The following is a 21,170-nucleotide window of genomic DNA, read 5'->3' on the forward strand; positions in this document are numbered from 1 at the left end:
CCACACGACGCGAGGGGCGGCGATGACGATCGATCTGAAGGGCAAGCGCGGGCTTGTCATGGGCGTGGCGAACGAGCGGTCGATCGCCTGGGGCATCGCCAAGGCCTGCGCCGAGGCGGGGGCCGAACTGGCCTTCACCCACCAGGGAGAGGCCTTCGGCAAGCGGCTGGAGCCGCTGGCGGCCTCGGTCGGCAGCGATTTCATGGTCGACGTGGACGTGACCGACGACGCGTCGCTCGACCGCGCCTTCGAGGCGCTGGCGGCGCGCTGGGACCGGCTGGATTTCCTGGTCCACGCCATCGCCTATTCCGACAAGTCCGAGCTGCAGGGCCGCGTCCTGAACACCAGCCGCGCGAACTTCCGCAACTCGATGGACATCTCGGTCTACAGCTTCCTCGACGTGGCGCGCCGGGCGCATCCGCTGATGAAGGACCACGGCGGGACGCTGCTGACGCTGACCTACATGGGCTCGACCCGGGTGACGCCGAACTACAACGTCATGGGCATCGCCAAGGCCGCGCTGGAATCCGGCGTGCGCTACCTGGCCAACGACCTGGGCCGCGACGGCATCCGCGTGAACGCCATCAGCCCGGGCCCGATGAAGACACTGGCGGGGGCAGCCATCGGCGGTGCGCGGCGCACCTACAAGCACACCGACCAGAACGCGCCGCTGGGCAGCAATGCCACCCTCGAGGCCGTTGGCGGCACCGCGGTCTGGCTGGCTTCGGAGGCGGGCGCCTTCACCACCGGAGAGATCATCATGGTCGATGGCGGCTATCACGTGCTGGGCATGCCGCAATTCGACAAGCTGCCCGGGGCGTGACGGCCTGGGCACGGGCGGCACGCCGCCCGCGTCAGAACCACTGGCCGGGTTCGATGAACCCGAGGTCCAGCAACTGGCGCGAGTGCCACTGGAAGGGCACCGAGTTGCGCCAGCGGAACGTGTCGATCGCCTCGCGGCTGTCGGGGTTGAAGCGCAGTGCCTTGGCCGCGCGGAAGGACATGACCGCCGCCGTCAGGCTGTTGTGCCACGGGCAGGCATAGGTGTTCATCTCCTCGACGCTCAGCGTGTGATCGGGGCGCAGGGTCAACCCGCGCCGCGCGCGGAACAGCGCGATCCGGTCGATCCGGCGGCGGTCCGGCGGCACGTGTTCCTCGAACCGCCATCGCAGCCCGCCGTGGATGTCCAGCTGCCGCTCGCGCGGCTTGGCCGTGGCGGGGTCGATGCGCGCGGCGGCGTAGTAGCCCATCCGGTCGAGCCATGCATCGTCCAGCGCCACCGCGTCCGGGTGTCGGCCAAGGTCGCCGGCGTAAAGGTCGATCACGTAGGTCAGCATCGCCTCGCGCCGCTCCTGCGCGTGGAAGGACAGCATCTCGCCCACGCGGCGCGTCTCGGCGAAGGGGTAGAACAGGAATTCGGCGTTGTAGCCCCAGTAGAACCACCGGCCGGGCGCCGCGTCCGCGATCCGGCTGACGGCGCGGAGCACGGCATCGGGCTCGGCCGCGTCCAGATCGACGCGGGGCAGGTCCGAGAGGTCCTCGGCCACTGCGAGGTCGGGCGCGCCCAGCAGCACCACCGTGAGGCCGTGGCGCTGGTGGTGGCGCAGCGTCGCGTCCAGCGCGGCGGAATCCTCGGCGAAGATCAGCGCGACGGGGCCCGGCGGCAGGCCGCGCAGCCCGCGCCGCGCGAAAGTCTCGACATCCGGATAATGCACGCCACCGCCCTTTTTCGTGAACGCTTCCGCAAAAGCGCCCGCATTGCAACCCGGGACCGTTCTGCTGTATCGCACCCGCTGAGCCCGAAGCCGCAGGACGCCACGCCATGCCCCAGGACAAGAAGCTGTATATCAAGACCTACGGCTGCCAGATGAACGTCTACGACAGCGAGCGCATGGCAGAGGCGATGGGCGGGCAGGGCTACGTCACCACCGACAGCCCCGACGACGCCGACATGATCCTGCTCAACACCTGCCACATCCGCGAGAAGGCCGCCGAGAAGGTCTATTCCGAGCTGGGGCGCTACAAGCACCTGAAGGCGGAGAAGCCGGACCTGAAGATCGGCGTGGCGGGCTGCGTGGCGCAGGCCGAGGGGCAGGAGATCATGCGCCGCCAGCCGATGGTGGACCTGGTCGTCGGCCCGCAGAGCTATCACCGGCTGCCGCAGCTCGAGGCGCGGGCGCGCGCGGGCGAGAAGGCGCTGGACACGGATTTTCCCGAGGACGACAAGTTCGAGACGCTGAAGACGCGGCCCAAGGCCAAGCGCGGCCCGACCGCGTTCCTGACGGTGCAGGAGGGTTGCGACAAGTTCTGCGCCTTCTGCGTCGTCCCCTATACGCGTGGCGCCGAGGTGTCGCGTCCGGCGGATCGCATCATGACCGAGGCGCGCGATCTCGTGGAGCGGGGCGTGCGGGAACTGACGCTGCTGGGCCAGAACGTCAACGCCTATCACGGGCACGAGGGCGGCCTCGCCGGGCTGATCCGCGAACTGGCGACGATCGAGGACCTCAAGCGCATCCGCTTCACCACCTCGCACCCGAACGACATGGACGACGACCTGATCGCCGCGCACGGCGATTGCGACAAGCTGATGCCCTACCTGCACCTGCCGGTTCAGGCGGGGTCCGACCGCATCCTCAAGCGGATGAACCGCCAGCACACGGCCGAGCAGTACATCCGGCTGATCGAGCGCCTGCGCGCCGCGCGGCCCGACCTGCACCTGTCGGGCGATTTCATCGTCGGCTTCCCCGAAGAGACGGAAGAGGACTTCCAGGCCACGCTCGACCTGATCGAGGAGGTCCGCTACGGCTCGGCCTTCTCGTTCAAGTACTCGACCCGCCCCGGCACGCCGGCGGCCGAGCGCGACCAGCTGCCCGAGGACGTCAAGGACGACCGCCTGAAGCGCCTGCAGGCGCTGCTGACACGCCAGCAGCGCGCCCTGCAGGACGAGATGGTGGGCCGGACGGTGAAGGTGCTGTTCGAGAAAGCGGGGCGATTCGCGGGCCAGATGGTCGGAAAAAGCGAGTACCTGCACGCGGTGCATGTCGAGAGCGACACAATCGTCCCCGGATCGCTGCATTCGGTCAGCATCGAGCATTCCGGCGCGAACTCGCTGTCGGGGCGGCTGGTCGCCTGATCTGACCCCGGAGGTCAGGCCAAACCCTTGTTTCGTAAGGATTGGACGCGGCTGGCCGCGTTCGGTCCCGGTGCCCGTGCGACTCGGCCGCTTCAGGCGGCGCGTGACGTGGCGATGATTTCTCGTAAATCGTTGATATAGGGGTATGGTCGATGCGGGGTCACGCTTTCGTGTGCGCCGCCCCACGCAACAGGGACAGTGAAAAGGGACAGCAAATGTCGACGACAGTTCGGAGCCTCCGGTCCGGCGTCGCGGCCTTCGTGGCGGGCCTCGTGCTTGCGACGCATGGTGCGGCGGCGCAGGAACGGCCGCTGGTTATCGACGCCGCCACCGGCGAGGCGATGCGGGTCGATGGCCTCAGCGACAGCGCGATGGCGCGCCTGAAGGGCGGCGGCGAGGTGATCGCCAGCACGCAGAGCGGCGGCCGGATGGTGCTGCGCGGCGAGATCTACCGCCCCGGCATCTGGACCGATCCGGACGGGTGCCAGCACTGGGTGATGGACGACGGTTCGGAAGGGTACATGGCGCCGATCCTGCAGCGCAACGGGATGCCGGTCTGCAACGGCGGCCCGCGCGCGCAGACCGAGCAATTCGTGATCCGCAAATACGACGTGCCCTACAGCGGCAAGTACAAATAAGGAGCGCACGGCATGACGAAGGCACTCATCCTTGCCGCCGCCGGCGCATTGGCGCTGGCCGGCTGCAGCAACAACCCCGACAAGGACAACGACCGTCAGACGGTCGACCGGCAGGGCGCGCTCGCGAACATGCAGGCGGGTATCTGGTATTCGCCGCAGGGCTGCCAGTACTGGATCATCGACGACGGCGTCGAGGGCTATCTGACGCCGCGCTACAACCCCCAGACGGGCAAGCCGGTCTGCGTGACGGTGCCGTCGGATTTCCCGGGCCTCGCCACGGGCAACTTCAAGGGCGGCGCGACCAGCGTCATCGGCGACCCGATCTGAGCCGGGCGGCGGTGATCCGGACCCGGTCCGGCACCCCCTCGGTAACGCTCTTTTGCGCGGCGGCGGATCTTTCGCCGCCGCGTCGCGTTGCGGCGGTGGTTGCCTTGCCCGCGCGCGCTTGGCACGGTAGACGCGATCAGCATCGCAGGAGACATGCGTGACCCCAGTCGCCCCGGCCGAAGCCGTTCTGGAATTTCCCGACAACCGACTTCTGATCGACCTGTGCGGCGAATACGACCGCAATCTGACCGACATCGAGGCCCGGACCGGCGTGCAGATCCTGCGCCGGGGCAACCAGCTTGCGCTGCACGGCCCCGCCGAGGCGCAGGACGAGGCCGCCGAGGTGCTGCGCGCGCTCTACGACCGGCTGGAGCAGGGCCGCGACGTCGGCAAGTCCGAGATCGACCGCCAGTTCCGCATGGCCGACGAGGCCGAGGATCTCTCGCAGATGGAGATGTTCGGCGGCGGCACCGTCGAGATCAAGACCCGCAAGAAGCTGGTCGAGCCGCGCACCGACGCGCAGAAGGCTTATGTCCGGTCGCTGTTCGCCAACGAATTGGCATTCGGCATCGGCCCGGCGGGCACCGGCAAAACCTATCTGGCCGTCGCCGTCGGCGTGAACATGCTGGTCACCGGGCAGGTCGACAAGATCATCCTGTCGCGCCCCGCGGTCGAGGCGGGCGAGAAGCTGGGTTACCTTCCCGGCGACATGAAGGAGAAGGTCGACCCCTACATGCAGCCGCTCTACGACGCGCTGAACGACTTCCTTCCGGGCAAGCAGCTTGCCCGCCTGATGGAGGAGAAGACCGTCGAGATCGCGCCGCTGGCCTTCATGCGCGGCCGCACCCTGTCGAACGCCTTCGTGGTGCTGGACGAGGCGCAGAACGCGACGTCGATGCAGATGAAGATGTTCCTGACGCGCCTCGGCGAAGGCTCGCGCATGGTGATCACGGGCGACCGCACGCAGGTCGACCTGCCGCGCGGGGTGCCCTCGGGGCTGGCCGATGCCGAACGGCTGCTGGCGGCGATCACGGGGATCAGCTTCAACTACTTCACCGCCAAGGACGTGGTGCGCCATCCGCTGGTCGCCGCGATCATCGAGGCTTACGAAGCCGACCACCCCGCCGGATGAGCCCGTGCTGACCGAGACGATCATCGAGGACGAGCGCTGGCGCGACGCCGACCTGCCCGCGCTGGCCGAACGCGCGGGGCAGGCGGCGCTGGCGCATCTGGGGCTGGACCCGGCGCTGTTCGAGATCGCCGTGCTGGGTTGCGACGACACGCGCATGGCCGCACTCAATGCCGATTTCCGCGGCAAGCCACGCGCCACCAACGTGCTCAGCTGGCCCGAGGTCGACCTGTCCCCGGACATCCCCGGTGCCGTGCCCGAGCCGCCCGAGCCGGGCACCCCCGACGACCCCGAGCATCTGGGCGACGTCGCACTGGCATACGAGACATGCACCGCCGAGGCGCAGGCCGGCGGAACCCCGCTTGCGGCGCATGTGACGCACCTCGTGGTGCATGGGGTGTTACATCTTCTGGGCTACGATCACGAAGACGATTCCGATGCCGGCCTGATGGAACGGATCGAGGTCGAGACACTTGGCAAACTGGGTTTGCCGGACCCATATAGGGAACGAGAGGGACGATGACGTCCGACACTGGTAAGGCGACGATGGGCGATACAGACGACTCGTCTAATGCAGCGCAGGGCGCGCACGAGACGAAGCACGACACCTACGATGGCGGGGAGACCGCCGAGCAGGGCGGCATGTTGCGACGGCTGAGGGGCTTCTTCGCCTCCGACACGCAGCCGGGCGGCGATTCCTCCGGCACGGACCAGCAACCGCGCGCGCGGTCGCACGGGCTGGTCAACCTGCGCCGCATGCGGGTAGAGGACGTGGCGATACCCAAGGCCGACATCGTCGCGATCCCCATGACCATCACCAAGGACGATCTCGCGCAGGTGTTCCGCGATACCGGGCTGACGCGGCTTCCGGTCTATGACGGCACGCTCGACACGCCCGTCGGCATGGCGCACCTGAAGGATTTCGCGCTGGGCCACGGCATGGGCCAGACCGGCCAGCGCTTCAACCTCAAGCGGATGCTGCGGCCGCTGCTGTATGTCCCGCCCTCGATGCCGATCGGCGTGCTGCTGACAAAGATGCAGACCGAGCGCCGGCACATGGCGCTGGTGATCGACGAATACGGCGGCGTAGACGGGCTGGTCACGATCGAGGACCTGATCGAACAGGTCATCGGCGAGATCGAGGACGAGCACGACATCGACGAGGCACGCAACTGGACCCGCGAGAAGACCGGCTGCTACCTCGTGCTGGCCAAGACGCCGCTGGAGGAATTCGAGCATGAGCTGGGCCTCGAGCTGACCGACCACGAGGATATCGACGCCGAGGAGATCGACACGCTGGGCGGGCTGGTCTTCATGCTGGCGGGCCACGTCCCCGCACGCGGCGAAGTGGTGCCGCACCCGGCGGGGCTCGATTTCGAGGTGGTCGACGCCGATCCGCGCCGTATCAAGCGCCTGCGCGTGCGTCTGGGCGCCGCGCGCAACGGCGTGGCCGGCCGGCCCGCGCCGGCGACCGAGACACTTGCGCCGCTCCGCGCGGCCGAGCCGGGGCGTGGCTGACATCGGGGCGCGATCGCGACCGGATTCGCGGCGCGCGATGCGGCTGCGCGGGCACACGGCGCTGGCCTTCGTGGCCGGCGCGGTCATGGCGCTGGGCACGCCGCCCTACGACCTCTGGCCGCTGGCGATCCTGTCCATCGCCGCGATCTTCGCGATTTTGCGAAACGCGCGCCGTTGGGCCTTGGCGGGCTGGGCGGCGGGTACGGGCTATTTCGGCGTCAGCCTGTCCTGGATCGTCGAGCCGTTCTTCATCGAACCCGAGATCTACGGCTGGATGGCGCCCTTCGCGCTGGTGGGCCTTGCCGCCGGGCTGGCATTGTTCTGGGCGGCGGCCTTCGGCCTTGCCGCGCGGCTGAAGGCCAAGCGATTCCTCGCCCTGGTCGTGCTGTGGACGGCGGCCGAACTTGCGCGCAGCACGGTGCTGACGGGCTTTCCCTGGTCGCTGGTCGGCTATCTCTGGCTCGAGACGCCGGTGATCCAGTGGGCGGCGGTCGCCGGGCCCCACGGGCTGACCTTCGCGACGCTGGGACTGGCCGCGCTGGCGGCGTCGGGCCGGCGCCCGGCGCTGGGCGCGGGGCTTGGCGTGGCGGTCCTGTGGGCCGGCGGGGTCTGGCTGACGCCGCCGATGCAGGACCTGTCGGACCGGCCCGTGGTGCGCCTCGTCCAGCCGAACGCGCCGCAGACGGAAAAGTGGGACCCGGAGCGCCAGCGCATCTTCTACGAGCGCCAGCTCGACTTCACCGCCGCGCCGGCCGACGATCCCGCCCGCGCGCCTTCGCTGGTGGTCTGGCCGGAAACCGCCTTGCCGATGCTGCTGGAGGACGCCGGCAATGCCTTCGCCGCCATGACCGACGCGGCCGAGGGCACGCCCGTCGCCACCGGCATCCTGCGATACGAGGACGGGCGCTACTACAACGCGCTGGTCCTGGTCGAGAACGGCGCCGCCACGCAGCTATACGACAAGCACCACCTGGTGCCCTTCGGCGAGTACATGCCGCTGCCGGGGCTGGTGTCGCGGCTGGGCCTGCGGGCGCTGGCGGCGCGCGCCACCGGGGGCTTCGCCGCAGGTCCCGGCCCGCGCCCGATGCCGCTGGGCCCGCTGGGCACGGCGCTGCCGCTGATCTGCTACGAAGCGGTCTTTCCCCAGGACATCAACGCCGCCGGCTTCCGCCCCGATTGGATGCTGCACGTGACCAACGACGCGTGGTTCGGCACCTGGTCGGGTCCCTACCAGCACCTGGCGCAATCGCGCATCCGCGCGATCGAGCAGGGCGTGCCGTTGCTGCGCGCCGCCAATACCGGCGTCTCGGCCGCGATCGACGGGGCGGGGCGGGTGCTGGCCTCGCTCGATCTGGGGCAGGCGGGGTTCGTCGACGCGCCCCTTCCGCCGCCGCTGCGGATCACGCCCTACAGCCGCACGGGAGACTGGCCGATCCTGGTGTTGCTCATCGGCGCGATAGCGTTCGCCGTGTTGCGCGGCAGACGCGAAACCGTTTGACCGGCCGCCCGCGCGGGCATAACCCGGTTCTACTATAAAAAATGCCGCCACAACGGCTTCCTGGCGTGGCGGCGAGAACATCAATGGAGCGTTCATGTCCCGACAAGATTACACGTTTACCTCGGAATCCGTTTCCGAGGGCCACCCGGACAAGGTCTGCGACCGGATTTCCGACGCCGTCCTCGACGCGCTTCTGCGCGAGGAGCCCGAGGCCCGCGTCGCGTGCGAGACCTTTGCCACTTCCAGCCTGGTGGTCATCGGCGGCGAGGTCGGGCTGAGCGACCAGGAGCGGCTCAAGGATTACATGGGCCGGATCGGGCAGATCGCCCGCGATTGCATCAAGGACATCGGCTACGAGCAGGAGAAGTTCCACTGGAACACGCTGCACGTGCTGAACTTCCTGCACGAGCAATCGGCTCATATCGCGCAAGGTGTCGACCGCGACGGGGCGGGTGACCAGGGGATCATGTTCGGCTTCGCCACGAACGAGACGCCCGACCTGATGCCGGCGCCGATCCAGTACGCGCACAAGATCCTCGAACGGCTGGCGCATGCCCGCAAGTCCGGCGCCGAGCCGCTGCTGCGCCCCGACGCCAAGTCGCAGCTTTCGGTGCGCTACGAGGGCGGCAAGCCGGTCGAGGTGACCTCTATCGTGCTGTCCACCCAGCACGAATCCGAGGACCAGACCAGCGGCGACATCCGCGCCATCGTCGAGCCCTACATCCGCGAGGTGCTGCCCGCCGACTGGATCACCGACGACACGATCTGGCACGTGAACCCCACCGGCACCTTCGTGATCGGCGGGCCTGATGGCGACGCGGGCCTGACCGGGCGCAAGATCATCGTCGACACTTATGGCGGCGCGGCCCCGCACGGCGGCGGCGCGTTCTCGGGCAAGGACCCGACCAAGGTCGACCGCTCGGCCGCGTACGCCGCGCGCTACCTGGCCAAGAACATCGTCGCCACCGGCGCGGTGGGCCGCTGCACCGTGCAGCTGTCCTACGCCATCGGCGTGGCCGAGCCGCTGTCGATCTACGTCGACACCCACGGCACCGGAGACGTCCCCCCCGAGGCGATCGAGCTTGCCATCCGCAAGTGCATGGACCTGACCCCGCGCGGCATCCGCGAGAAGCTGCAGCTGAACAGGCCGATCTACGAGCGCACCGCCGCCTACGGCCATTTCGGCCGCCAGCCCGAGGCCGACGGCGGCTTCTCGTGGGAGAAGACGGACCTGGTCGAGGAGCTGAAGAAGGCGATGTGACCGCGCTGCGGTGACGGGACGACGGGCGGTGCCGCGCAGGCGCCGCCCTTTTTCGTTCCGCGCTGGACTTGGTCGCAGCGGCGCTATCTTCCGCAGGGGAAAGCAATCGACAGGGGACGACCATGATCCGCAGCATCCTTGCAACCACCGCCGCACTGGTCACCGCGACCGTCGCCGGCGCCGAGATCTCCGGCGAATACCACAGCTACACCGTCGGCGACCGCGAGTACGAAGGCTACGTCGCGACCAACACCGCGATCGAGCCCAAGGGCACCGTGCTGATCGTGCACGACTGGGACGGCCTGACGGACTACGAGGAGCGCCGCGCCGACATGCTGGCCGCACTCGGCTACACCGCCTTCGCCATCGACGTCTACGGCGCCGACGAGAATCCCACCACGACCGACGAGAACCGCGCCCTGTCCGGGGCGCTCTACGGCGATCGCGAGGAGTTTCGCGCGCGGCTGATGGGCTCGATCGCCGAGGCCGCCAACATCACCGGCGCCACCGACGACATGGTGATGATGGGCTACTGCTTCGGCGGTGCGGCAGTGCTGGAAGCGGCCCGCGCGGGCGCCGACCTGCAGGGCTTCGTCAGCTTCCACGGCGGGCTCGGCACGCCCGAGGGGCAGGATTATTCCGCCACCACCGCGCCGATCCGGTTCTTCCACGGCACCGCCGACCCCGTCTCGGGGATGGAGGACTTGGCGGCGGTCCTGAACGAGTTGCAGGAAGCGGGCGTCGACCATGGTGCGCAGGTTTTCGGCGGCGCACGCCACAGCTTCACGGTCTACGGCTCGGACGACTACGACCTCGAGGCGGACCAGGGCAGCTGGGAGGGCCTGCAGGCGTTCCTGGACGACCGGCTGTAACCCGCGACCTGCCGCCTTGCCCCGCGCGGGGCAGGGCGGTAAAGCCCGCGCCATGACCACGTCGAACAAGCATCCCGGCGCGCCCTGGCGCAATTTCTACGGCCGCATCCGGGGCAAGGGTCTGCGCCCCGCGCAGGAGCGATACCTCGACGAGGACCTCGAGCCCCTGTCGCCCGGACCGGTGGGCTGGGACGTCAATCCCGACCGGCATCCGCTCGACCTGGACGCCACCTTCGGCGGCAAGGCCGTCTGGCTCGAGATCGGCTTTGGCGGGGGCGAGCACATGGTCCACCAGGCACAAAGCAACCCCGGTGTCGGCATCATCGGGTGCGAGCCCTACATGAACGGCGTCGCCATGCTGCTGGGCAAGATCCGCGACGCGGGCGTGACCAACCTGCGCGTCTGGCCCGGCGATGCGCGCGACCTGATGGACGTGCTGCCCGATGGCTCGATCGGAAAGGCGTTCCTGCTCTATCCCGACCCGTGGCCGAAGAAGAAGCACCACCGCCGGCGCTTCGTCACCGACGAACACCTCGAGCCGCTGCACCGCGCGATGGCGTCGGGGGCCGAGTTCCGCGTGGCGACGGACATTCCCGACTACGTGCGCCAGACGCTGATCGAGGTGCCGAAGGCAGGCTTCGAATGGACCGCCCAGCGGCCGGCCGACTGGCGCGAGGCGTGGCCCGACTGGCTGTCCACGCGCTACGAGCAGAAGGCGCTGCGCGAGGGGCGCGTGCCACACTACCTGACCTTCCACCGTCGCTGACCGACCGCGATAGCGCGAGCAGTGGACGGCCGCCGCCGCGCGGTCTAACAGGCGTCGGAACCACCGAAGGAGTGCCGCCCATGTCCGCCCACGGCGAACCGATCCCGATGATCGCGCGCAAATCCGGCTCGCTGCGCGGCGAGGCGCACGTGCCCGGCGACAAGTCGATCTCGCACCGGTCGCTGATCCTGGGTGCGCTGTCGGTGGGCGAAACCCGCGTGACTGGTCTGTTGGAGGGGCAGGACGTTCTGGACACCGCCAAGGCCATGCGCGCCTTCGGCGCGCAGGTCGAAAGGCGCGGCGACACCTGGCACGTCCACGGCGTGGGCGTCGGAGGCTTCGCCGAGCCCGACCAGGTCATCGATTGCGGCAATTCCGGTACCGGCGTGCGGCTGATCATGGGCGCGATGGCGACCACGGCGATCACCGCGACCTTTACGGGCGACGCCAGCCTCAACAAGCGGCCGATGGCGCGCGTGACCGATCCGTTGCGGCTCTTCGGCGCGCGCAGCGTTGGCCGGTCGGGCGGGAGGCTGCCCATGACCATCATTGGCGCGGCCGATCCGCTGCCGGTGCGCTACGTCACGCCCGTGCCCTCGGCCCAGGTGAAGTCCGCCGTACTGCTGGCGGGCCTCAACGCGCCCGGAGAGACGGTCGTGATCGAGCGCGAGGCGACGCGCGACCATTCCGAGCGGATGCTGGCGGGCTTCGGCGCCACGATCAACACGCAGGACACCGACGAGGGCCGCGTCATCACGCTGCAGGGCCGGCCCGAGCTGAAGCCGCAGACCATCGCCGTGCCGCGCGATCCCAGTTCGGCGGCCTTCCCGGTCTGCGCCGCGCTGATCACCGAAGGCTCGGACGTGCTGGTGCCCAATATCGGGCTGAATCCCACGCGGGCGGGGCTGTTCTTCACCCTGCAGGACATGGGCGCCGACCTGACGTTCGAGAACCGCCGCGAGGAAGGCGGCGAACCGGTGGCCGACCTGCGCGCGCGCTTTTCGCCGAACCTGAAGGGGATCGAGGTACCGGCCGACCGCGCCGCGTCGATGATCGACGAATACCCGGTGCTTTCCGTCGTCGCTGCCTTCGCGGAAGGAGAGACCTACATGCCCGGCGTCAAGGAGTTGCGCGTCAAGGAATCCGACCGGATCGACGCCATGGCGCGCGGCCTCCGTGCGGCCGGCCTGCGCGTCGACGACGGACCCGATTGGTGGCGCGTGCACGGACTGGGGCATGGCGCGGTGCCGGGCGGCGCCACGGTCGAGACGTTCCTCGACCACCGCATCGCGATGGCGTTCCTTGTGCTGGGCCTCGCCGCGAACGCGCCGATACGCATCGACGACGGCGGGCCGATCGCGACGTCCTTCCCGATCTTCGAGGGGCTGATGACGAGCCTCGGCGCCGATCTTGCGCGCGACACCGCCTGAAGCGCGGTTGCGCCGCGCGGTCCTGAAGGGTTAGCTGGACGCATGGGATTCACGATTGCAGTCGACGGCCCCGCCGCATCCGGCAAGGGCACCATATCGAAGCGCCTCGCGCGCGACCTCGGGTTCGGCCATCTCGATACCGGGCGGCTCTACCGCGCGGTGGGGCGGCGCATGCTCGACGGGATGGAGCCGGTCGAGGCGGCGCGCACGCTGAACCCCGAGGAACTGGACGATGCCGTGCTGCGCCTGCCCGAGGTGGCGCAGGCGGCCTCGCGCGTGGCGACCATCGCCGAGGTGCGCGCCGCGCTGGTGGACTTCCAGCGCGCGTTTGCCGCACGATCGGGCGGCGCGGTGCTGGACGGGCGCGACATCGGCACGGTGATCTGCCCCGACGCTCCGGCCAAGCTGTTCGTCACCGCCCGGCCCGAAATCCGCGCCGATCGCCGCTGGCGCGAGCTGGTGGCGGCGGGGCTCGACGTGTCGGTGGACAGCGTGCTGGCCGACATCCGCGCCCGCGACGAGCAGGACATGAACCGCGCCGATGCGCCCCTGCGCGCGGCCGACGATGCGATGGTGCTGGACACCTCGGACATGGACGTCGAGACCGCGATCGCCGCCGCGCGCCGCTTTGTCGACCAGGTGCGCCCGGCGTCGTGACGTCTGCTACTTGGCGGCGTGCTGATTGAGACCGGGGCGGTCCAGCGTCGCCGGAATCTCGATCTCGGGCGCCCGCGGCGACACGATGACGTATTCCCCCGCGCCCAGCCCCTCGGTCTTGCTGACGATGCCGCGATCCATCAACCGCCGCAGGTTGCGGTGAAAGGTCGGCTGCGAAATCTGCCGGCTGAGGCGATGCGCGCGGGCGCGTTCCGTGTGGCTGACGGGCAGGCCGTTCTGGTCCCGCGTCGCGCAGGCGGACATCGCCATGAGCACGGTCCGCTCGTTCGTCGACAGGTCGCCCAGCCCGAGCTCGGCCATCATGGCGTCAACCATTTCCATCAGCCGCGCCATCTGGGCGAAGACCCCTGCCTGCATCATCCCGAACCACCGCTTTTCCCGTCCCCTGAGCCGCTTTTACAAGCCCGGCCGGATCGAAACAAGCTTTACGGTCCGGCTGCGACCCCCTGCGCGGGCGGCGTGGCGCGCTTGCCGCTGCAACGGTCGCGCCCGCCGCCCCGCCGACGCCCGAAGGCCTTGCCTTGCGCGGCCCTTGACGGTATGAGCGGCGCGTCGACAAGGCCGCAAGGCCATGGGGCGCGACAGGGTGGACGGACGCGGGTCGCTGCAACGGCCCTGTTTTCGTTTCCCGCAAGGCCCGACTGACCAACCCAAGACCGGCGGAGACAACCGCCCGGCCGGAATAGCACAATACGCAAAGGAAAACGCAGCCACATGGCACAAGCAAGCATGGAAGAATTCGAGGCGCTGCTCAGCGAGAGCCTCGAGATGGACACGCCGAACGAAGGTTCGGTGGTCAAGGGCAAGGTCATCGCCATCGAGGCGGGCCAGGCCATCATCGACGTCGGCTACAAGATGGAAGGCCGCGTCGAGCTGAAGGAATTCGCCAATCCCGGCGAGCAGCCCGACATTTCCGTCGGCGACGAGGTCGAGGTCTATCTGCGCTCGGCCGAGAACGCCCGCGGCGAGGCGGTCATCAGCCGCGAGATGGCCCGCCGCGAGGAAGCCTGGGACCGTCTGGAAAAGGCCTATGCCGACGACGCCCGCGTCGAGGGCGCGATCTTCGGCCGCGTCAAGGGCGGCTTCACGGTCGATCTCGGCGGTGCCGTGGCGTTCCTGCCCGGCTCTCAGGTCGACGTCCGCCCGGTGCGTGACGCAGGCCCGCTCATGGGGCTCAAGCAGCCGTTCCAGATCCTCAAGATGGACCGCCGCCGCGGCAACATCGTGGTCTCGCGTCGCGCCATCCTTGAAGAATCGCGCGCCGAGCAGCGCGCCGAGGTCATCGCCAACCTGCACGAAGGCCAGGCGGTCGACGGCGTGGTCAAGAACATCACCGAGTACGGCGCGTTCGTCGACCTCGGCGGCGTCGATGGCCTGCTGCACGTGACCGACATGGCATGGCGCCGCGTGAACCACCCGTCCGAGATTCTGGCGATCGGCGAGACGGTCAAGGTCCAGGTCATCAAGATCAACAAGGAAACCCACCGTATCAGCCTCGGCATGAAGCAGCTGCAGGAAGATCCGTGGGATCTGGTCGGCGCCAAGTACCAGCTGGGCTCGGTCCACCAGGGCCGCGTGACCAACATCACCGACTACGGCGCGTTCGTCGAGCTGGAGCCGGGCGTCGAGGGTCTGGTCCACGTGTCCGAAATGTCCTGGACCAAGAAGAACGTCCATCCGGGCAAGATCGTGTCCACCTCGCAAGAGGTCGAGGTCATGGTGCTCGAGATCGACAGCGCCAAGCGTCGCGTGTCGCTGGGCCTCAAGCAGACCCAGCGCAACCCGTGGGAAGTCTTTGCCGAGACCCATCCCGAGGGCACGCATGTCGAGGGCGAGGTCAAGAACATCACCGAGTTCGGCCTGTTCATCGGTCTCGAAGGCGACATCGACGGCATGGTTCACCTGTCCGACCTGTCCTGGGACCAGCGCGGCGAGGAAGCGATCCAGGAATACCGCAAGGGCGACATCGTCCAGGCGGTGGTCTCCGAGGTCGACGTCGAGAAGGAGCGCATCTCGCTCTCGATCAAGGCGCTGGGTGGCGACAAGTTCGCCGATGCGGCCGGCGGCGTGCGCCGCGGCTCGATCGTGACCGTCGAGGTCACCGCGATCGAGGATGGCGGCATCGAGGTCGAATACGAGGGCATGAAGTCCTTCATCCGCCGTTCGGACCTGTCGCGCGACCGCTCCGAGCAGCGCCCCGAGCGTTTCTCGGTCGGTGACAAGATCGACGTGCGCGTGACCAACATCGACACGAAGTCCCGTCGTCTGGGCCTGTCGATCAAGGCGCGCGAGATCGCCGAGGAAAAGGAAGCGGTTCAGCAGTACGGCAGCTCGGATTCGGGTGCGTCGCTGGGCGACATCCTGGGGGCGGCGCTCAACCGCGACGACGAGTAAGCGGCACCCGCTCGACACGATTGCAGAAGGCCCCGGACATGCGCCGGGGCCTTTCGCGTTTCCGGGCGCGACGGGCGAATCGCCCGTCCGGCACGACGGGCGTTGCAAGGCGCGGCCTTCGCGCCGTGAGGTTCCCAGCTGCCCCGGGCCCGCCCCGAGGCCGGCAGTGGGCGGCAAAGTGCTGCGCTGCATGGGTTTTCCCGCGCAATGCATGTTTCCGTCGGGCCCGGTTTCGGCGTATAGTCCTGCAAGTGGCCGCGACGTGACGCATGCCGGGGGAAAGCGCCTATGATCAGATCCGAACTGATCCAAAAGATCGCCGACGAGAATCCGCATCTCTACCAGCGTGACGTCGAGCGGATCGTGAACACGATCTTCGAAGAGATCACCAACGCCATGGCCCGCGGCGACCGGGTCGAACTGCGCGGCTTCGGCGCGTTCTCGGTCAAGAAGCGCGACGCGCGCACCGGGCGCAACCCGAGGACGGGCGAAGCCGTTGAGGTTGAAGAGAAGCACGTGCCGTTCTTCAAGACCGGCAAGCTTCTGCGCGACCGGCTGAACGGAAAATAGGACAACTGATGCGTTACATCCGCTACGTCTTTCTCGCGGTTCTGGCCGTGGTGCTGATCTGCCTGGCGCTGGCGAACCGCGCGCCGGTCCTGCTGTCGACCCTGCCCGAGGGGCTGTCGACGATGCCTGGCCTCGGCTGGGCCGCGATGTCGATCGAGCTGCCGCTGTTCCTGGTCATCTTCGCCGGGATCATCGCGGGACTGCTGATCGGCTTCGTCTGGGAGTGGCTGCGCGAGCACAAGCACCGCGCCGAGGCGCGCCACAAGGAGGCCGAGCTGCGCAAGCTGCAGCGCGAGCTTCACCGCACCCAGGCCGAGCGCGACAAGGACAAGGACGAGGTCCTGGCGCTTCTGGACCAGAGTTCGACCCGGGCGTGACGGCGCCCGAGGCTGGTAGAGGGCCTGCCCCTGCCGCCTGCGGCGAATCCGCAGGGATATTTTCGCCAGAACGAAGGGGCGGGGCATGACGGATGTGCGGGTGAAGATCTGCGGCCTGACGCGGCCCGGCGACGTGGAGGCCGCTGCCGCCGCGGGTGCGGCCTATTGCGGCTTCGTGTTCTTTTCCAAGAGCCCGCGCCACCTAGGCGTCTACCAGGCGCGCGACCTGGCGCTCGGGGCGCCGCCGGGGCTGGCGAAGGTCGCGCTGGTGGTCAACGCCGACGATGCCACGCTGGACGCAATTACGGCCGTCGTGCCGCTGGACATGCTGCAGCTTCATGGCTCCGAGGCGCCGGCGCGCGTGGCCGCGGTCAAGGCGCGATATGGCTTGCCGGTGATGAAGGCTGTGGGCGTCGCCTCGGCCGAGGATCTGTCCGTCATCGATGACTACGCGCGGGTGGCGGACCAGATCCTGGTGGACGCGAAGCCGCCTAGGGACGCGGCGCTGCCGGGGGGCAACGGGCTGGCCTTCGACTGGCGGCTGATCGCCGGGCGGCGCTGGCCGGTGCCGTGGATGCTGGCGGGCGGGCTGACGCCCGAGAACGCGGCCGACGCGGTGGCGATGACCGGGGCGCGGCAGCTCGATGTTTCCTCGGGGGTCGAGGCGGCGCCGGGGGTGAAGGACGCGGACAAGATCCGCGCCTTCGTCCGGGCCGCGCAGGGGGCGCGGGCGGTTCCGAAGCTGGTCTGAAGGCGCTGGTCCGAGGGCAGGCGTCACCGGGTGTCCCACGGTGGGACATCGAGGCGGCGCAGCAAAATCAATGGTTTGCAGAGACGGATTCAGAAACTGTTAACATCTGGCGCGGATTCGCGCCCGGATCTAGGCCCAGTCGTCGCGCCCGGTTCCGACGGCTTCCTCGACCGAGGCGAAGCCCTCGGCCGCCAGCCGCTTGTCCAGCCCCTCGACGATATCGCGGACGAGGCTGATCCCGCCATAGGCCAGCGCGGTGTAGAGCTGCACCGCCGAGGCGCCCGCGCGGATCTTCTGGAAGGCGTGCTCGGCCGTCTCGATCCCGCCGACGCCGATCAGCGGCACCGCGCCTTTCGTGAGCCCGGACAGGTGCGCCAGAACCCGCGTCGAGCGGTCGAAGAGCGGTCGCCCCGACAGCCCGCCCGCCTGCGACGCAGCGGCCGAGCGCAGCCCCTCGCGCGCGAGCGTGGTGTTGGTGGCGACGATGGCATCGACGCGCGCCGCCAGCGCCACCTCGGCCACGTCGCGCAGGCCCTGGCCGTCGAGATCGGGCGCGATCTTGAGGAAGACGGAAATGCGCCGGGGCAGGGCGTCGCGCGCCTCGATCACCCCGCCCAGAAGGGCGGCCAGCGCGTCGCGACCCTGAAGGTCGCGCAGACGCTCGGTGTTCGGAGAGCTGACGTTGACGGTGGCGAAATCCAGATGCTCGGCGCAATGGCGCAGCACGGTGGCGAAATCCGCCGCGCGGTCGGCGCTGTCCTTGTTCGCGCCCAGGTTCAGGCCCAGCACCATGTCGCGCGGCCGCCGCGCCAGCCGCGCGGCGATCGCCTCCATCCCGTCGTTGTTGAAGCCGAAGCGGTTGATGACGCCGGAATCCTCGGCCAGCCGGAACAGGCGCGGGCGCGGGTTGCCCGGCTGCGGCCGGGGCGTGGCCGCGCCCACCTCGACAAAGCCGAAACCGGCGCGCGAGAGGCCAAGCAGCGCCTCGGCGTTCTTGTCGAAACCGGCGGCGAGGCCGACCGGGTTGGGCAGGGGCAGGCCCGCGACGCGCGTGCGCAGCCGGTCGGAACTGAGCAGGCCGGGGGCGGGGGCGAGGCCCGCGCGCAGGGCGAGCAGCGCCAGCCGGTGGGCGCGCTCGGGCTCGACCCGGCGCAGGGCGGCAAGACCGGCCTGTTCCAGCAGGCTCATCCGAAGGCGGTGCCGGGTTCGGCCGCGCCGCAGCGGATCAGGCGCGAGGTGGCGACGCCGGCGGTGCGGTGGATCACGGCGCTTGCATAATCCGAGTCCGTGACCATCGCAAGGAAGGCGCGGGCCGACGGGTAGCGGGCGACGAAGACGTGGTCCCAGACCTCGTCATCCGGGCCGATCAGCATGGTCTGGTATTGCCCGCGCCACAGGATCGAGCCGCCCAGCCGCGCCAGCACCGGTGCGCTTTCGGCACCGTAGCGGGCATAGGCCTGCGCCCCGGTCAGGCCTTCGCCGTGCAGCGGGTGGCCGGCGGGATACTCGGCCCGGTCGCGCAGGCGCACGAGGTTCAGCATCTCGACCGGCGCGTCGCGGTCGCCGGCCTTGAAGGCGTCGAACTGGTCGCGCGTCGGATTGACGTGGCCCGTGCCCGTGTGGCCCGTGCCCGTGTGTCCGGTGTTCATGCGCCGATATCCGTGGGAAAGACATGCCCCGCGCTGGTGAGCGGCAGCGGCTGAACCCAGAGGATATCCTCCAGCCGGAGCGGGCCGTAGAGGTGCGGGAACAGGGCACCGCCACGCGACGGCTCCCATTTCAGGTCGTCGCCGAGGGCATCGGTGTCGAGCGCCGCGATCAGCAGGCCTTCGACGCCCGCGAAATGCTTCGTCACGGTTTCGCGCACCTGTTCGGCGGTCGAGAAGTGGATGAAGCCGTCCGCCTCGTCGATGGGCGCGCCCCGGGTTTCGCCATGCGCCTGCAGGGCGTCCCACTCGTCCTGCCTGAGGATCTTGTATATCAACATGTGCAAGGGGATGCCGCGCAGGCGGGGCGCGGTCAAGAGGCCTCACGCGGGCGTGTGTTCCGCCGATGCTCTCCGGCGGGGGTCTTCGCGCGCAGTCGATCGGATCGCCGGCGTCGATGGTTTTTGACAGGCGCGCGGGCGCAAGGCACGATCGCTGCACAACAACCCGACAGAGAGGTTCCAACAGATGTTCGCACGATACCTGAGCGGCGCGGCCGTGCTGGCGCTGAGCGCAGGCGCGGCGCAGGCCGACTACGCGCTGACGATCCTGCACACGAACGACTTTCACGCCCGGTTCGAGCCGATCAGCGCCTACGATTCGACCTGCTCGGCCGAGGACAACCAGGCCGGCGAATGCTTTGGCGGCTCGGGGCGGCTGGTCACCGCGATCGCCGAGGCCAAGGCGCGCAACGACAACTGGCTGCTCGTCGACGGCGGCGACCAGTTCCAGGGCACGCTGTTCTACACCTACTACAAGGGCGCCGCGGCGGCCGAGATGATGAACAAGATGGGCTACGACGCGATGACCGTGGGCAACCACGAGTTCGACGATGGCCCCGAGGTGCTGCGCGACTTCGTCGACACGGTCGAGTTCCCGATCCTGATGTCGAACGCCGACTTCGGCGGCGAGCCGCTGCTGGCCGACGCGATCGAGAAGTCCGTGGTGATCGAGAAGGACGGCGAGCGGATCGGCCTGATCGGGCTGACGCCGCAGGACACGCACGAGCTGGCCAGCCCGGGCCCGAACGTCACCTTCAGCGACCCGGTGCCGGCGGTGCAGGAGCAGGTCGACGCGCTGACCGAGCAGGGGGTCAACAAGATCGTCGTGCTCAGCCACTCGGGCTACAAGGTCGACCAGCGCGTGGCCGAGGAGACGACCGGCGTCGACGTGATCGTCGGCGGCCACACCAACACGCTGCTGGGCGACATGGAGGGGGCGGCCGGGCCCTACCCGACGATGGTCGGCGACACGGCGATCGTGCAGGCCTATGCCTACGGCAAGTTCCTGGGCGAGCTGCAGGTGACCTTCGACGACGAGGGCAACGTCGTCTCGGCCGAAGGCGAGCCGCTGCTGCTGGATGCCGCCGTCACCGAGGACGTGGCGACCGTGGACCGGATCACCGAACTGGCCCAGCCGCTGGAGGAGATCCGCAACCGCGTGGTGGCGCAGGCGCAGGCGCCGATCGAGGGCGACCGCGCGATCTGCCGGCAGATGGAGTGCTCGATGGGCAACCTGGTCGCGGATGCCATGCTGGACCGCGTGGCCGACCAGGGGATCGACGTGGCGATCGCCAACAGCGGCGGGCTGCGCGCCTCGATCGACGCGGGCGAGGTGACGATGGGCGAGGTGCTGACCGTGCTGCCGTTCCAGAACACGCTGTCGACCTTCGAGATCTCGGGCGAGACGCTGCTGGCCGCGCTGGAGAACGGCGTGAGCCAGATGGAGGAGGCCGCGGGCCGCTTCCCGCAGGTCGCCGGCATGACCTTCGAGGTCGATCCCTCGGCCGAGCCGGGCAGCCGCGTGTCGAACGTGATGATCGGCGGAGAGCCGCTGGACCCCGAGGCGACCTACGGCGCGGTGTCCAACAACTACGTCCGCAACGGCGGTGACGGGTACTCGATGCTCGTCGATGCGGCCAACGCCTACGATTTCGGCCCCGACCTGGCCGACGTCACGGCGGAATACCTGGCCGAGAACGCGCCCTACGAACCCTACACGGACGGGCGCATCGTTATCGCCCGGTAAGCCCCGGCAGGGGCCGGCCCGCGTCGCGTCCGGCGCACGGGTCGGCCCCACCCAGGCAGGGCCGCGTCCGTCCCGCCCTTGGCGCCGGCCGTGC

Annotated in this window: 23 protein-coding genes and 1 riboswitch; of the genes, 18 read left to right on the top strand and 5 right to left on the bottom strand. The window is 69.2% G+C overall.

All coding sequences use genetic code 11. The features are described from left to right. Nucleotides 1-22 precede the first annotated feature (22 nt). Nucleotides 23-823 carry an enoyl-ACP reductase FabI gene (locus tag BLW27_RS09775; RefSeq protein WP_089882915.1) on the top strand — a complete coding sequence of 267 codons (801 nt, stop codon included), beginning with the start codon at nt 23-25 and terminating at the stop codon, nt 821-823. Between the two features lie 31 nt (nt 824-854). On the opposite strand, the gene BLW27_RS09780 is transcribed toward BLW27_RS09775, so the two are convergent. Continuing rightward, nucleotides 855-1,715, bottom strand: a complete 861-nt coding sequence (locus BLW27_RS09780) for a hypothetical protein (protein WP_089882696.1) — start codon at nt 1,713-1,715, stop codon at nt 855-857. A 107-nt stretch (nt 1,716-1,822) separates the two neighbouring features. Between BLW27_RS09780 and miaB the strand changes: the two genes are divergently transcribed. From miaB to BLW27_RS09840, 12 genes are all read left to right on the top strand, one after another. After that, nucleotides 1,823-3,133 carry a tRNA (N6-isopentenyl adenosine(37)-C2)-methylthiotransferase MiaB gene (gene miaB, locus BLW27_RS09785; RefSeq protein ID WP_089882699.1) on the top strand — a complete coding sequence of 437 codons (1,311 nt, stop codon included), beginning with the start codon at nt 1,823-1,825 and terminating at the stop codon, nt 3,131-3,133. A gap of 215 nt (nt 3,134-3,348) precedes the next feature. Beyond that, on the top strand, nt 3,349-3,771 hold the full coding sequence (locus tag BLW27_RS22000; RefSeq protein WP_177177867.1) for a hypothetical protein: 423 nt from the start codon (nt 3,349-3,351) through the stop codon (nt 3,769-3,771). A gap of 12 nt (nt 3,772-3,783) precedes the next feature. Continuing rightward, nucleotides 3,784-4,098, top strand: coding sequence for a hypothetical protein (locus BLW27_RS09795; RefSeq protein ID WP_177177868.1), 315 nt, complete (start codon nt 3,784-3,786; stop codon nt 4,096-4,098). Nucleotides 4,099-4,255: 157 nt separating this feature from the next. Next, the gene (locus BLW27_RS09800; RefSeq protein ID WP_089882702.1) at nt 4,256-5,230 is read left to right on the top strand and encodes a PhoH family protein; all 975 of its coding nucleotides are present in this window, start codon (nt 4,256-4,258) and stop codon (nt 5,228-5,230) included. Between the two features lie 4 nt (nt 5,231-5,234). Then, complete coding sequence (gene ybeY, locus BLW27_RS09805) at nt 5,235-5,750, top strand: rRNA maturation RNase YbeY (protein WP_089882705.1); 516 nt, start codon at nt 5,235-5,237, stop codon at nt 5,748-5,750. 23 nt (nt 5,751-5,773) lie between these two features. Continuing rightward, complete coding sequence (locus BLW27_RS09810; protein WP_089882920.1) at nt 5,774-6,745, top strand: hemolysin family protein; 972 nt, start codon at nt 5,774-5,776, stop codon at nt 6,743-6,745. Nucleotides 6,746-6,782: 37 nt separating this feature from the next. Continuing rightward, the gene (lnt, locus tag BLW27_RS09815) at nt 6,783-8,243 is read left to right on the top strand and encodes an apolipoprotein N-acyltransferase (RefSeq protein WP_089882923.1); all 1,461 of its coding nucleotides are present in this window, start codon (nt 6,783-6,785) and stop codon (nt 8,241-8,243) included. A gap of 41 nt (nt 8,244-8,284) precedes the next feature. Continuing rightward, nucleotides 8,285-8,334, top strand: a riboswitch (SAM-SAH riboswitch). 3 nt (nt 8,335-8,337) lie between these two features. Then, on the top strand, nt 8,338-9,504 hold the full coding sequence (gene metK, locus BLW27_RS09820) for a methionine adenosyltransferase (RefSeq protein WP_089882707.1): 1,167 nt from the start codon (nt 8,338-8,340) through the stop codon (nt 9,502-9,504). 122 nt (nt 9,505-9,626) lie between these two features. Next, complete coding sequence (locus tag BLW27_RS09825; RefSeq protein WP_089882710.1) at nt 9,627-10,376, top strand: dienelactone hydrolase family protein; 750 nt, start codon at nt 9,627-9,629, stop codon at nt 10,374-10,376. A gap of 52 nt (nt 10,377-10,428) precedes the next feature. Beyond that, nucleotides 10,429-11,142, top strand: a complete 714-nt coding sequence (gene trmB, locus BLW27_RS09830) for a tRNA (guanine(46)-N(7))-methyltransferase TrmB (RefSeq protein ID WP_089882712.1) — start codon at nt 10,429-10,431, stop codon at nt 11,140-11,142. Between the two features lie 80 nt (nt 11,143-11,222). Further along, nucleotides 11,223-12,572 (top strand): 3-phosphoshikimate 1-carboxyvinyltransferase, encoded by a 1,350-nt coding sequence (aroA, locus tag BLW27_RS09835; protein WP_089882715.1) that lies wholly within the window; start codon nt 11,223-11,225, stop codon nt 12,570-12,572. A 42-nt stretch (nt 12,573-12,614) separates the two neighbouring features. Next, a complete protein-coding gene (locus BLW27_RS09840; RefSeq protein WP_089882717.1) occupies nt 12,615-13,229 on the top strand; it encodes a (d)CMP kinase in 615 nt (204 codons plus the stop codon). Nucleotides 13,230-13,235: 6 nt separating this feature from the next. On the opposite strand, the gene BLW27_RS09845 is transcribed toward BLW27_RS09840, so the two are convergent. Next, nucleotides 13,236-13,610 carry a hypothetical protein gene (locus tag BLW27_RS09845; RefSeq protein WP_089882719.1) on the bottom strand — a complete coding sequence of 125 codons (375 nt, stop codon included), beginning with the start codon at nt 13,608-13,610 and terminating at the stop codon, nt 13,236-13,238. 354 nt (nt 13,611-13,964) lie between these two features. Here BLW27_RS09845 and rpsA point away from each other — a divergent pair, with 354 nt between their 5' ends. From rpsA to BLW27_RS09865, 4 genes are all read left to right on the top strand, one after another. Further along, the gene (rpsA, locus tag BLW27_RS09850) at nt 13,965-15,644 is read left to right on the top strand and encodes a 30S ribosomal protein S1 (protein ID WP_089882720.1); all 1,680 of its coding nucleotides are present in this window, start codon (nt 13,965-13,967) and stop codon (nt 15,642-15,644) included. A 288-nt stretch (nt 15,645-15,932) separates the two neighbouring features. After that, complete coding sequence (ihfB, locus tag BLW27_RS09855) at nt 15,933-16,214, top strand: integration host factor subunit beta (protein WP_023849055.1); 282 nt, start codon at nt 15,933-15,935, stop codon at nt 16,212-16,214. An 8-nt stretch (nt 16,215-16,222) separates the two neighbouring features. Next, nucleotides 16,223-16,591 (top strand): LapA family protein, encoded by a 369-nt coding sequence (locus BLW27_RS09860; protein WP_089882722.1) that lies wholly within the window; start codon nt 16,223-16,225, stop codon nt 16,589-16,591. A gap of 85 nt (nt 16,592-16,676) precedes the next feature. After that, a complete protein-coding gene (locus BLW27_RS09865) occupies nt 16,677-17,342 on the top strand; it encodes a phosphoribosylanthranilate isomerase (RefSeq protein WP_089882724.1) in 666 nt (221 codons plus the stop codon). A gap of 129 nt (nt 17,343-17,471) precedes the next feature. Here the strand turns inward: BLW27_RS09865 and BLW27_RS09870 are convergent, their stop codons facing one another. Genes BLW27_RS09870 through BLW27_RS09880 form a run of 3 tightly spaced genes read right to left on the bottom strand, consistent with a single transcriptional unit; the run spans nt 17,472 to nt 19,329 of the window. Next, entirely contained in the window at nt 17,472-18,530 is a 1,059-nt protein-coding gene (locus BLW27_RS09870) for a quinone-dependent dihydroorotate dehydrogenase (protein WP_089882726.1), read from the bottom strand. After that, nucleotides 18,527-18,991 carry a DUF1330 domain-containing protein gene (locus BLW27_RS09875; protein WP_089882728.1) on the bottom strand — a complete coding sequence of 155 codons (465 nt, stop codon included), beginning with the start codon at nt 18,989-18,991 and terminating at the stop codon, nt 18,527-18,529. Before BLW27_RS09875 ends, BLW27_RS09870 begins: the two co-directional genes overlap by 4 nt. After that, nucleotides 18,988-19,329: a DUF952 domain-containing protein gene (locus BLW27_RS09880; RefSeq protein WP_089882926.1), complete on the bottom strand. Its 342-nt coding sequence runs from the start codon at nt 19,327-19,329 to the stop codon at nt 18,988-18,990. The genes BLW27_RS09875 and BLW27_RS09880 overlap by 4 nt, the downstream gene beginning before the upstream one ends. 187 nt (nt 19,330-19,516) lie before the next feature. Here BLW27_RS09880 and BLW27_RS09885 point away from each other — a divergent pair, with 187 nt between their 5' ends. Then, entirely contained in the window at nt 19,517-21,076 is a 1,560-nt protein-coding gene (locus BLW27_RS09885) for a bifunctional metallophosphatase/5'-nucleotidase (protein ID WP_089882730.1), read from the top strand. The last annotated feature ends 94 nt before the right edge of the window (nt 21,077-21,170 follow it).

Source organism: Citreimonas salinaria, assembly GCF_900107235.1.
GTDB classification, from domain to species: domain Bacteria; phylum Pseudomonadota; class Alphaproteobacteria; order Rhodobacterales; family Rhodobacteraceae; genus Citreimonas; species Citreimonas salinaria.